This window comes from Mycolicibacterium obuense, from assembly GCF_055397605.1.
Map to the genome: position 1 here is coordinate 39,719 of NZ_AP043663.1, position 12,167 is coordinate 51,885.

At 62.3% G+C, this 12,167-nt stretch carries 11 protein-coding genes; 5 read left to right on the plus strand and 6 right to left on the minus strand.

Translation table 11 applies throughout. From position 1 onward, the window contains the following. The first annotated feature begins 320 nt into the window (after positions 1–320). Positions 321–2,024, plus strand: coding sequence for a carbamoyltransferase family protein (locus ACZ50N_RS00185; RefSeq protein ID WP_464474282.1), 1,704 nt, complete (start codon positions 321–323; stop codon positions 2,022–2,024). Positions 2,025–2,066: 42 nt separating this feature from the next. On the opposite strand, the gene ACZ50N_RS00190 is transcribed toward ACZ50N_RS00185, so the two are convergent. Together ACZ50N_RS00190 and ACZ50N_RS00195 are read right to left on the minus strand one after the other, a co-directional pair. After that, on the minus strand, positions 2,067–2,852 hold the full coding sequence (locus tag ACZ50N_RS00190; protein ID WP_464474283.1) for a class I SAM-dependent methyltransferase: 786 nt from the start codon (positions 2,850–2,852) through the stop codon (positions 2,067–2,069). Further along, the gene (locus tag ACZ50N_RS00195) at positions 2,849–4,117 is read right to left on the minus strand and encodes a glycosyltransferase (RefSeq protein WP_464474284.1); all 1,269 of its coding nucleotides are present in this window, start codon (positions 4,115–4,117) and stop codon (positions 2,849–2,851) included. Before ACZ50N_RS00195 ends, ACZ50N_RS00190 begins: the two co-directional genes overlap by 4 nt. A 106-nt stretch (positions 4,118–4,223) precedes the next feature. On the opposite strand from ACZ50N_RS00195, the gene ACZ50N_RS00200 reads away from it, so the two are divergent. Further along, complete coding sequence (locus tag ACZ50N_RS00200; protein WP_464474285.1) at positions 4,224–5,306, plus strand: glycosyltransferase family 4 protein; 1,083 nt, start codon at positions 4,224–4,226, stop codon at positions 5,304–5,306. Here the strand turns inward: ACZ50N_RS00200 and ACZ50N_RS00205 are convergent. The 4 genes from ACZ50N_RS00205 to ACZ50N_RS00220 all read right to left on the minus strand — a co-directional run bounded on the left by ACZ50N_RS00205 (position 5,296) and on the right by ACZ50N_RS00220 (position 9,536). Further along, on the minus strand, positions 5,296–5,982 hold the full coding sequence (locus ACZ50N_RS00205) for a zinc-binding dehydrogenase (RefSeq protein WP_464474286.1): 687 nt from the start codon (positions 5,980–5,982) through the stop codon (positions 5,296–5,298). The two genes, ACZ50N_RS00200 and ACZ50N_RS00205, sit on opposite strands and share 11 nt — an antisense overlap. A gap of 407 nt (positions 5,983–6,389) precedes the next feature. After that, complete coding sequence (locus tag ACZ50N_RS00210; RefSeq protein ID WP_464474287.1) at positions 6,390–7,328, minus strand: Gfo/Idh/MocA family protein; 939 nt, start codon at positions 7,326–7,328, stop codon at positions 6,390–6,392. Continuing rightward, positions 7,321–8,271, minus strand: coding sequence for a glycosyltransferase family 2 protein (locus tag ACZ50N_RS00215; RefSeq protein ID WP_464474288.1), 951 nt, complete (start codon positions 8,269–8,271; stop codon positions 7,321–7,323). Before ACZ50N_RS00215 ends, ACZ50N_RS00210 begins: the two co-directional genes overlap by 8 nt. A 137-nt stretch (positions 8,272–8,408) precedes the next feature. Beyond that, positions 8,409–9,536: a glycosyltransferase family 4 protein gene (locus tag ACZ50N_RS00220; protein ID WP_464475738.1), complete on the minus strand. Its 1,128-nt coding sequence runs from the start codon at positions 9,534–9,536 to the stop codon at positions 8,409–8,411. Between the two features lie 72 nt (positions 9,537–9,608). Between ACZ50N_RS00220 and ACZ50N_RS00225 the strand changes: the two genes are divergently transcribed. The 3 genes from ACZ50N_RS00225 to ACZ50N_RS00235 all read left to right on the plus strand — a co-directional run bounded on the left by ACZ50N_RS00225 (position 9,609) and on the right by ACZ50N_RS00235 (position 12,044). After that, positions 9,609–9,842, plus strand: a complete 234-nt coding sequence (locus ACZ50N_RS00225) for a hypothetical protein (protein WP_464475751.1) — start codon at positions 9,609–9,611, stop codon at positions 9,840–9,842. 347 nt (positions 9,843–10,189) lie between these two features. After that, positions 10,190–10,690 (plus strand): sulfotransferase, encoded by a 501-nt coding sequence (locus ACZ50N_RS00230; RefSeq protein WP_464474289.1) that lies wholly within the window; start codon positions 10,190–10,192, stop codon positions 10,688–10,690. A gap of 1,069 nt (positions 10,691–11,759) precedes the next feature. Further along, a complete protein-coding gene (locus tag ACZ50N_RS00235) occupies positions 11,760–12,044 on the plus strand; it encodes a hypothetical protein (protein WP_464474290.1) in 285 nt (94 codons plus the stop codon). Positions 12,045–12,167 lie beyond the last annotated feature (123 nt).

Below are 12,167 nucleotides of genomic sequence, written 5' to 3' on the forward strand. Positions count from 1 at the left end.
GTCCACAACTCCGACACATAGCGGCCCGTCCAATCCCCGGCGTTGCAGAAGAGCGCCCACGGGTGGGCCCTACCCTTGGATCTTGGACATGGGTGTGACAACGCAGCGGGCTGCAGCGAAGCGGTGGCACCGGCCATGTCGAAGGCGAGCAATAATTGCCAGCGACTGGTTATCTGCGACCCGGGGCCTCTCGCCCTTTGGGATGATCAATCGGTTCCACCGCGTAAATGCCCGCCTTGCGATATTTCCGTGCGGGAATGGATGATCCAGGTCGTCTGCCCGCCACGTAGCCAGTCAGAGATGGAAACGTAAGGATGGAGGTGCCTGATGTGAACATTCTTGGCCTCAACACCGGCGACCACGATCCCTCTGCATGCATCGTGGTCGACGGGCAGGTCGTTGCGATGGTCGAAGAGGAGCGGCTGACACGTCAGAAGCACGCCGTCGGAGCACTGCCGGTGAGATCCGCCCAATTCTGCCTCGAGGCCAGCGGCCTCTCACCTGACGACCTCGACTGCGTCGCTGTCCCGTGGGTCGACAATGCTCGCTATCTCCGCCTACACCCCGGCGGTAACCCTCGGGTGACGTTCCAGTTCCACCCTGACACTCCGCTCAACGACTGCCCACGCGTGCGTTCAGTACTCCGAGCGCTCAGGGTTCGGAGGATTCCACAGGTGGCATGCGTCTCCCATCACCTAGCGCACGCAAGCGCGGCTTTCCGCATGAGCGGTTTCGACGAAGCCAGCATCTTGATCGCCGATGGATGGGGCGACCGCGTCAGTACAACACTTGCTTGCGGACGAGGGCGAGAGATCAGTCTGGTCGACCAGCTTTCGTTGCCACGGTCCTTGGGCTACTTCTATTCGGCGCTTACGGAAACGCTCGGTCTTGGTCCGTTCGCTGAAGGGAAGACCATGGGTCTGGCCGCATACGGAGCGGCAAGCGACCACCTGGTCGACGAAGTGCTCAAACACTGTACGTCCGAGGACGGTGCCCGGCTGGCAGGCCTCGAAGCTGACTACTGGGACCCGACGCGGTCGACGCCCGAGGACGTGTTCCGCTACTGGATGGGCTCTATTGCCGGGTTCGTGGATAGCGATCGAGGTCTCATCAACGACGTCGCCGAGGTCCCAGGGCTAAAGCGTGGTTCCAACCTGGCCGCGGCGGGCCAACGCGCGCTGGAGGCTGCGATGACGACGCTGGTGACCCGGCTCGTCGCGGCTACGGGTCACGGGCAGCTCTGCCTTGGCGGCGGCGTCGCCCTGAACTGTTCGGCGAACGGATCGATCGCTCGAATGGCGCAGATTGAGGACCTGTTTGTCCAGCCGGCGGCCGGCGACGCCGGCAACTCGTTGGGGGCAGCGCTCGAGGCCGCTCACGCCTTCGGTGAACCGTCGCCGGGAACCCTTACGAGCACATCGCTTGGGCCCGCATTCACCAATGAACTGATCAGGACCGAACTCGACCTCGCGGAGCTCTCCTATACCGAGACAGACGATCCCGGCGCCACCGCGGCCGGCCTCCTGGCCGATGGCCTTACCGTCGGCTGGATGCAAGGTCGAGCCGAGTTCGGTCCGCGTGCGCTCGGCCACCGCAGCATCCTGGCGTCTTCCGCTCGGCCGGAGATGAAGAACGTGCTGAACGATGTAAAGCGTCGGGAGCGGTGGCGCCCACTTGCTCCAGCGATCCGGGATGAAGATGCGGCTGCCGCACTCAGGTCTCAGCGCCTGGCGCCCTTCATGATCGTGGCGGACCGGTTCCGGCGCGAACTCGCGCCGAGCGTGCCAGCGGCGTTGCATGTTGATGGCTCAATCCGGCCTCAGACGGTATCTCGTGAACTCCAGGCCGACTACCACCGCGCAATAGAGGAGCACTCGCGGATCACCTCCTCACTCGCCATCCTGAACACCTCGTTCAACGACGAGAAGGAGCCCATGGTCACGTCCCCCAGAGACTCCGTCGCGACTTTTCGACGGACGGACCTGGACTGCCTGGTCATCGGCAACTTTGTTTGTCGCAAGTGAGGACCGTCGCCAGACCCGACGGGGGGGCGGGCTAAGCGCGGGCTAAGCGAGACCGGATGGGACGGGGGTGTCTGCTGTCAGCAGGATGCGTCGCGTCAGCCCTTCTTGTGCAAGTGTCTCGATTGCCTCGGCGACTACTCGGCGCAGGATGAGTTCCTGCTCGATGAGGGAGGGACTCAGAGAGACTGCAGCGCGAGCCAGAGCCAGTTCTCTTGCGTGAGCCTCCGGGATTTCGACTGCTCGAGTACTGCTGAAACCGTGCCTCTCGGCCTCCCAGACGTGATCGACTCGCAGTCGCTGAGCCACGCGCACGTCTGTTAGGTCGACGGCTTGCCAAGTCGTGGCCACGAACCGTCCGCCTGGTCTGAGAACACGAGCGACTTCGCCGAGCACAGGTCCTGGCTCATCGAACGTCTGGATGGTGTCGAGGCAGACGACCGCATCCACCGATCCCGAGCGAACGGGTAGGGCCGCAAGGTCAGCCTGTACGAAAGCTTGCTTCCGCCCGAGCGCAGTGGTGAAAAGGCGTCGCCGCGAGGTCGCGGCCGCTACTGCAACGCGGGAGCGATCCAGCCCCAGTAATTCGCAGCCCCTCCGCTGAGCGAGCCAAAGCCCAGGCCCGCCTCTGCCGCAGCCGAGGTCAAGAAGGCGGTTCACTTCGACCTGTCCGATGAGTGCTTGCACAAGGTCCAAGGTCAGACGAGTCAGGAAGGAGTACGGCTCGATTCCGGGCGGGAGATCGGGATCGAGCACACTGCTAAACAGGTTCCTCGCAACGGGTGACCGTTCATACGAGGCGTAAGCTTCGTCGTAAAGATCGAGGCTCATGTGACCTCGCGCTCCATGGACTCGCCGAGGTAGTCCGGAGGAGGTACGGAGTGGATATTCCTGTCACGAACCGACCATGAGCAGAACGCGGCGATAGCTTCGGCGGCGGTCAGGAGTCCGAACCGAGTCGCCGCGTTGGGGCTAGGTCGCCGCGTACCCGTTTCGGCAAGCAGGTCGAGGGCAGTCGCCAGATCCGCAGGGTCGCCAGCTCGGAAGAGCGTAACGTGATCCAGCCCGTGCAGCGCTTCGGTGAGGGCGGGGTCGTGGTCACTTACGACGAGATGCACTCCGTAGCGCAGGCTATCCAGGACCAGGCCACTCTCCTTGACGACTCCGGGGTGCCTGCTGACAACAGTGACGTCGGCCGCGGCGTAGACCGAACGGAGATCCCCCAACCGAAGGGGACGAACATCAACCGAGAGGCGGTCTCCCATGTGTCGCGCCACTGGCTCTAGCTTCTGGCGGTCGATAGGGTGGCCAACAACCACGGCTCGGACTGGTCGAGCTGCTTTGGACAGAGCATCGATAACGATGTCCATGTCTTTCGCGGGCCACCAGCCTCCGACGACCGCGACGACGAGGTCACCGTCGCTGAAACCGCGCCGAGACCTCTCATGCGCACGCTCCTCGGCAGTGACGTAGAGATCCGCGGCGTTGAGAGCAAAGGGCCGAACGCTGACTCGACATCCTCGAAGGACGGCCGGAAGCGAGGCCGCGACTCCGTGGGTCGGACAGACGATCCCGACATGAGCCTCAACGTCGAGACGCAACGCGGACAGATACGCACCCCAGCGGCCGACCGGAGTGCGTACCTCATGCAGCACTCTCACGTGTCGACATCGAGACATGAAGGCCGCGAGGCTGACGTACGCACTACTACCGGTGAGCAGCACGACCGTGGCGTCGCTGGGTCCAACTCGTCGGGCCAGCCGTAAGGACAGGATTTCGTCGATTAAGACGCGCACTAGCCAGAGATCTTCAGCAGCGCCGTGCCTACCGCGGCTGCGGCGAACAGCCTCGCGGCGGCCTAACCACGCCTCCACCCGGCCTAACAGACGCCCTCGGGTCCCGAGCGAAGTCGGCGTCGTCACCGGGACGCCGAGCTGCTCCAGCTTCTCTGCTAGCGGCGCAATGGGAGGGCGTGGTGCTGTGACGAAGACCGCTCGGCCCTGCTGCACTGCTGAGGCCGCGAGCATCGCGACCGTGTCTGCCCAGTGGCCGTTGCCTAGGTCGATGTTCGGCTCAACGAGCACGAGTGGTTCCATCCCAAGCATCGAAGTCGATCGATCGAATCTAGTAGCCCCGCTGGGCATTCGTTGGCTTCCTCTCTGGTGGCGCGCCCCGCAAACTCAGCGCCGATACCCTCGCATCGTGCGCATTCTTATCGTGGTTCCATCATTGGGTGTAGGCGGCTGCGAACGTTACGTAGCGTCAGTTGCGTTCCACATTGCTCAGAGCGCAGAAGTGACTGTCGCACACCAGTCGGTAATCGACTCGACGATGGGTACGCTCCTGGATCCGCTGCCGCGGGCGCTGTTCGACGTCGTAAAGGGCAGCCGCGACCCGATCAGCCGGTTCCGTAAATTGTTCACCAATTTGGCGCCCGACAAGGTAGTCGTAGTGCTTCCCATGCCTATCGCAGAGCCTGGGGGGCCTGAACCTCTCGACCTTTTGGAGGCCGCCGCAGCGATAGCCCCCACCACCGTGGTGTTCCAGCTTGCGCACCTGGAAGAGTTGCTCCCTGTCGCCGCGCGTAACCGCGCCCACCATTTGTTGAATTCGTACGACCAGAAATGGGTAGCGGTGTCGAAGCAGAACCGTCGTGCTTTGGCAACGACCTTTGACATCCCGATTGACGCCATCACGTGGATTCCCAACGGGACGAAAGTACTTCACATTGCCGCCGCCAAGCGGCCCCACGACCGTCCCGTCCTGCTCCAAATCGGACGGCTCGTACGTTGGAAAGCGCAAGAGGACTCGATCCGAGCGCTCTCTCTGCTGCAGCACGAGTCGGTGCTGTGGCTCGCTGGCGAGGGATACGACCGCGAGAGGTTGTCAAATCTCGCCCGAGAGCTGTCCGTGGAGAACCAGGTCCGGTTTCTCGGGCAGTGCGAAGACGTCGACGGCCTCATCGCGAGCGCAGACATTGTCCTGCACCCGACGATCGCTGAAGGTGCGAGCTTCGCCCTCCTCGAGGCGATGGCGGCCGCCAAGCCGATCGTCGCATCCGATGCGGCCAGTAATCCCGATCTGGTGAGAGACGGATTAGAAGGTTGGATACATCCCGTCCACAGTCCACAAGTTCAGGCGGCGTTGATCGACCAGGTGTTGGATGACGGGAGCGAGGCCCGGAAGCGTGGGAAGGCGGCACGGGCGCGTGTCGCCTCAGAATTCACGGTCGAACGCATGCTCGGTGAGCTCGACGCGATCATCCACCGAGCGGTTAAAACGTGAGCACCGGCGTCAACTGGCGTGTGCTGTTGGCCGACAGCTCGGAAAAAAGGGCCGGAGCTTCAGCAAACGGCACGCGCTTAGTGATGAGTCCCGAAACGGCCGCGGGATGAGCTGCGAGGAACCGAAGAGTCTCGCGCGCCAGGCGGCCGCGCGACCAGAGGGTCTCCGTGCCGTAGGGAAGTCGGTCTATTTGCGCGGAGACCAGCCACATCGATCCGTGATGAAACTCCTCTCCGAGGAACAACCCAGATGCGGAACCGGTGTGGAAGGCGAGATCCACTACTAGTCCCGCTGGCCTCACGGAGCGGAGGGCCGCGCCAACGCTCGTCGCTATCGGACGAGTCTGGAAGGCGACATCCGCCCCTCCCGGGGTGTCGGCGTGCTTGCTCCAGCGTGTACGGAACTCACCACCAGCGTCGGCATTAGAGTCATCGAAGGTCTCCAGCCCGAGCGACTCGATCACCGACCTCCGCCATTGGTCACGCTCGACGACGACAACCGACAACGCGCCGTGCTCGGCCGACATCAACGCCACGAAGATGCCGACCGCGCCGCCCCCAAGGACGACGACTCGTTTTCCTTTGACGCCCCGCCCCAGGTCGTCGACCGACCTTCCAGCTTCGACAACCGCCGCATGGAGGAGAGCGTTGGCTGCGACAGGACCGAGTGTGGACACGTATAGGCCCGCTTCGTTCGACAACTCATCTGGTAGAGGCGTAAGGCCCGTGGCGTCAACCGCCAAGTGGGCCGTTCGGTGACCGCTGGCCATGGCGACCCGAGTACCGACGGCTAGGCCACTGTCGCCGGACAAGGTGATAACTCCCGTTTGCATGTAGCCCAGTGAGGCGATCGGGTATGGCGCCACAGTTTCTGACGCCCCGAACAGACCCCGACGCCAGTCGTACCCTCTGGTGTGTGCTGGATGTGCCCCCGACACGATCGCCAGTTCGGTTCCAAGGGAGATGCCACTTAAGGACGTCGTGACGAGGATGGTCGAAGGTGAAGTGCTAACAGAGGCCGCGTGAATGCCGACCCTGCCTGGTCCCTCCACGACTACATATTCGGTATCGATCTCCACGCGATCTACTCCTGAGCAGCGGTCGAAATCATGACCGCCACCTCATGAGACAGGAGGGCCTCGCCGTAGGACACAAGAGAGTCCCGCGGACCACCTCCGACCGCAGCCAAGAACGCCTCGGCCTGAGTGAGGAAGGGATCGTTGTCCACGGTCAGTTGGGTCCTCTGCGCTCCCTCGGAGATCGTCACCGCTTCCTCTGAGAGGGAGATTGAGCGTCCCTCGCAAAAGAGTTCAATGGCTACGTTGTGCCGTCGGGGCATCGTGCATGAGCTTGCGAAGACCGCGATGGCCCCACCGGCGAACTTCGCCAGCGCGGCAGATGAGCTCGCCACGTCAGCCCCCGCCGGCCGCCCTGCCTCAGGAGATGCCGGGGACTCCATGGCCCTAATCGTCGTCACTTCTCCGAGGAGCAGCCTGCAAGCGTCCACCAGGTGAGTGACTTGCTCGACCATTTGACCGCCGGATCTTGCCCGTGAGCCCCACCATGGTACGAGGGGAAATCCGTCGTGCCACTGTGCCACGGCTAGATGTGCCGGACGTTCTGCGAGCAGCGAACGAACCTCGGTCAACCTGTCGATATGCCGCCAGTGATAGCCGACACAGGTGAGGAGATCTGCATCTTTTACCGATAGCGCGATCGCGCTGGCCGTCTCGATATCTGGAGCAAGGGGCTTCTCGACGAAAAAGGGAATGCCGTGGTCGGCAAGTAGCTTCTCAGATGCGCCGTGGCTGTCGGGTGGTACGCAAATGAACACGGCGTCGGGTGCCGACTCGATCAGGTTCTCGAGAGAGGGGGTGATTGCTGCTCCGTGGGCGTCGGCGAAGGACCGGGCGCGCGCACCGTCCACGTCGTGCACTAGGGCCACACGGCCCCCCGCTGCCGTGACGGCAGCGGCGTGTCGACGAGCGATGTATCCGGCTCCGAGGAAACCTACGTCAACCATCGGTGCGCTCTCCTTCGTCTCGTACCTGGTTGGCTCGGCGCTCTTGGATGAGCGCGTCGGTATCTACTCCGAGCTGGAGGAATTGATCGCTCACCAATTGGTCAGCGCTCGCGTAGACCTTGCTGGACCGACTTCGTAGCTGTACTCGGTCTTGGCTGTCGAGAACAGACAAATAATGAGAATATTCGTCCTGCGCGCTCCAACCGTATCGGCGTTGTTCCATGGCTGCTCTCGCTTTCTCAACCGTGCCTCCGGTCAGGCTGTAATGGACGAGAACGCCACTGGTCGGCGCGACTGTGGCCCCTTGAACCAAGTGAGGATGACTGAGGTAGACCCGCGCTACCGGGTGCACGAGCGCGTGCTTCGTAAGCCACAGTGGGCGGTCGAATTTCAGCAATTTGTGCCTGAACCCGTTGAGTTGGAAAACCAAGCCGCCTGCTCTCGAGTCGTCGACCCACAACTCATGTTTGATGGCGAACTCGGAGTAGTCCACCGAGACCACATCCTGGAGCTCATAGTTGCTGTGCGTCGCGGGGTCGACGCGGGTGTCGTTAGGGTTGAGCTCGTCAGGGTAAACGTCGAGCAGATGCGTCGTCATGGTGCTGAATCCTTTCGACTCCAGCTCGGTCACTAGGTCCGTGAGTGGAAGGACGTCGCTTCCCGGATAGTCAAAGAACTCGTCTATATCCACGAGCAGGACCCAGTTTCGGTTCCGCCCCGCGCGTCTCAGCAGGTACGACTTCATGGCTGTCTCCCAGCTTGAGAACCGGAGGTGGCAGCGCAACACCTCGACGCGGTCGCCTGCGCGGGAGGCAAGTGCCACGGTCTGGTCGACCGAGCCGTTGTCGAGTACGGTGATGCGGTCCACTCCGAGCTGTAAATAGTGGTCGCAGAACATGTCAAGGAAGTGTTCGCCGTCCCTGACAATGACGGCGACGTTCACTCTCGAACGCTGGCGATTCTTCCCTGGCCGCTTCAGTGTCCTTACTCGGCACCGCACCGCAAGTACGCGGAGGGCCAGGGCCAGCCTGCGACGGCGACGGCGGAACTGGGCGCGAACGCCCAGTCGATTCCTGATCATCACTCGACCGCAGACATGACTGCTGCCACAGTTTTGTCGGCCCAGTCTGCCGGGATCGACCGAGACCTTTTATAGGCCTCGAAAGCAAGCGAGTAGCGGAGAGCTTGGTTAGAACCGAGGGTGACGATTGCACGGGCTAGGGCGCCGAGATCGCCGAGGGGAGTGATGACTCCGCCGACGCCGTCCTCAATGATTTCAGCCACACCGCAGGCGTTGGCAGCTACGACCGGGACCATCGCCGCCATTGCCTCCAGCAGGACTACGGGCCGAGACTCCACGTCTGATGCCGACACATAAAGGTCAGCCATCGGCAAGAGTTCCTGCACGCTCACGGTTTGGCGCACCTGGGTGTACCCGTCTCCGAGACCGACTCGGTCCGCGGAGCTTCTCAACCACATGCCGTACTCCATCGATCCGGGACCTGCCAGAAGTAGGTGAAGCTTCGGCAGAGCTCGACGTGCCCTGCCCATGGCTGCGATGAGAAGACCGGGGTTCTTGCGTTCTTCGATAGTGCCCACGGATAAAACAAGAATAGCGTCGGAAGGCACCCCCCACACTTGACGTTCCACACGCGCGTGCGGAAATTTTGGAGCTGCGACCCCGAACCTCACAACCGTCGCATGACCGTGCCGTGCGGAAAGCCGGTCGCGAGTCTCCGACGAGACGAATAGTAGTCGGCTGGCCCCGGCGAGGCTTTCGTCTAAAGCTCTGACTGCGGTCGGTCCGGGCGGAGCGAACTCGAAAACCGACGACCAAAGCACGGGCGGGGAATAACTCTCATGGATGGCCCAGGCGTACGGCACGCCAAGCCGGCGGCATGCCTCCGCGGTGGCCAAGCCCTCGATAGTATTGATAAGGACGAGATCGGGCGTTGCGCGTTCAAGCCCGCGTGTCGCGCGCCGGACAGCTTCGGCGAAGTCGGCATCGGTTCGCGCAGCGTAGAGGCCTAGCTCTCCTCCGGGGCCCCTGGATGGTGGCAGCTCACATACTTCGGCTCCTCGAACGGTCCTGAGTCGGCGTGTGACTTCTCCGAGCCACCACTGGGCTCCGCCGGGCCCCTCGGCGTGGGGAACCACGGCTACTTTAACGGTGCTCTCAGTACGCGTTCGACCGCGATGTGCTGCCATTGGTATGGCTCCGGCGGAGTCGTCAGCGTCCTGGTAAGTAGGCAGCGTGATATTCAGATCGATAAAGTATCTGTGGCCCCCTCGTACGCGCACTACGAGTTCGGCGCCGTCAGTGGCGGAAATCGATTGCAGCGAGGCGGCAAGGCGGAAGCCGGCTCCTTCGTCGTCGCGAATGGAGTCTGCGAGATGATGCGGGGGCACGAAAATCCGAACGCTGTGTTCCACGCCGCCGAGGCGGAGGTCGAGGGCATCGACGTCGCTAATGTCACCCTGCAACGTGCCTACGAGATACAACGCGACGTGTGATCCATACCGCATCACGCGGCACTCGGCTCGGATGCTGTATCCGCCAGACCTGGCTGAACCTGTCATATCAGCACGCTGGGTCAGACATCGAGCAGGAGGTCATGGTGGTTCCGGTTCCTTTCGTTGTGCTCGCAACGGCTCGAACTGGATCATGGCACTTGGTGGAACTACTTAACAGGCACCCGAATATCATCAGCAACGGGGAGGTGCTCAACAATGACGACACCAGCTGGCCCCCCGATTCTCGTCCTGCAGGCGCAACGGCGTGGGCTCTCGTCCGTTGGGCCTTGAGACGTGCACCTGGCCGAGGCCAGAAGGGGGAGGTCTATGCTCGCGGTCTAAAAATCTTGGATGAGCAGATGCTGCCAGAAGTTAACCTGTGGCATCACTTGTCGGCCACGCCGAACCTCAGGGTGGTCCTGTTGGTCAGGACCAACATGCTCGACTCTCTTCGATCCAAGAAGCAGGCCGAAGCGACAGGGGTATGGCAGGTCCTATTGGATGCGGACTACGCCCTCCCTCCTGTCGTCGCGCTCAGCGCGGCTGAGTGCCTCGACTACTTCGACAACGTTGCGGCCTTCATCAGCAAGGTGCGAACGGATTTCGGGGACAGGATGCTAGAGGTGACCTACGAGGACATCTGTTCAGACAAGGCATCCACGTTGGCCCGAATTCACGCCTTTCTTGGCGCGCCTCCGATGCACAGCGCAGACGTGGTGCTGCGCCGTCAAGAGCCGCGGCCTACTTCGGAGGTGGTCGTCGGCTATGACTTGTTAGTCGAGGAGTTGAGGCGCTCACGTTGGGGTGACGCCCGCACTCGCCCTTCAGGTTTCGCACGTCCTTGGTGAAGCTGCGAGCAGTCGGTCCGAGCGTATACCGCGTCGCGGCGAGATTCAGAACTATCCGCTCCACCAGTTGCCCGACCTACGAACAAGACGCGCTAGAGTTAAATCTGACCCGCCAAGGCTCTAATGTGGGCAGAGCAAACGACATATCTGGAAAAGTGACGCTTCGATGGCACTGCTGTGATTCGCCCGCGTTTCCAACCTCCATCAGTCACCAAAGATGCAGCTGTCCGCCCTATGCCTTATGTCGCAGGAACGTATCTGGATTGATCAGATGCCGGGCGCGCGGGACGGTCGACCTGGGCTGGCCAGACTGCTGGATTGCGGGCGGATGATCTTCCGCGTCGACTCCGTCGGCGTCCAAGCAGACACTCCACGAGCCCGAATCGTCCACACAGCCTGTGTCTTGCGGTCCAGCGTCTACCGATACCCGAAGTTCACGCAGTGACCACACCACGGCCACTGTCGACAGCGATGCGAAACGAGGTGCTTGCTGCGCGCGGAACTGCGTTGTACTACCGGGGCGACAGGCCTTTCACAATTCTGCCCCCGGGTCTTGAGCCCACGTGCGCTGGATGGCCGACGTCGACGCAACGGACCGACCGACGGCCGTGACAGCATCTTCGCGTCACTTAACGCAATTAAGTGCCGCTTCGATGGTCGCTATCTGGATCGCGGACGTCGTGATCAACCCGGTCATGGTCTACGTTCCAGCCGGGATCTTCTGGCCCATCGAATAATTCGGCTATGTCAGGCCATGTCCGCCACTCGCGTGATGTCGGAGGCGTTTCGGACGCCATCGTCCCCACCTCCTTCTGACTTAGCTCGTGACTGCCTCAACCGAAACCCAGGGTACCGGCGTTGGTCGCGCGAGGCGGTCGTTGCGATGTGTTACCGCCCTTAGGTAACCGGACGGGGATAGACTATCGCGACAGGCCAAGCGAGTATCCCGCTGTGAGAGTAGGAGATACGAGTCGGATATTCAGATCGTGCCGTGAACCCGGATGGCGAACAGCAGGGGGCTGCGGCCGCTGCCTTTCACGTGTCACCCCTGCGGGTGAGACTGACGCATGTGAGTGACAGCGAACCGCAGTGGCGGCACATCTGCGAAGTATGCGGGGTCGAGGAAATCCTGACCTCGGGTGATGCATTCAACCTCGGGTGGGACTATCCACCGCGGATGGGCCAGTTCGGCGTCGTCGGCCCCCGCTGTTGCCCGAATTGCCCCAACGTCGCAACGGTCTGGTGGGCTCTCGCGATCGACGGCTATACCGAGGACATGCTGACCGAAGCGCAGCGGGCGACGGTCAGACGCATCGCCGGTGAGCCGCAATCCATTGCGGTGCTCAGTGAGTGACTCGTAATGAGTCCTTGACTAATGAGTCCTTGACGAGTGCCGTCGGGCAGCGGGGCTCGTTCGCGAGGGGTAACGTCGGCTCTTCCTACTGACTCACAGAGGTGTTGTGTGGCACAACGAACA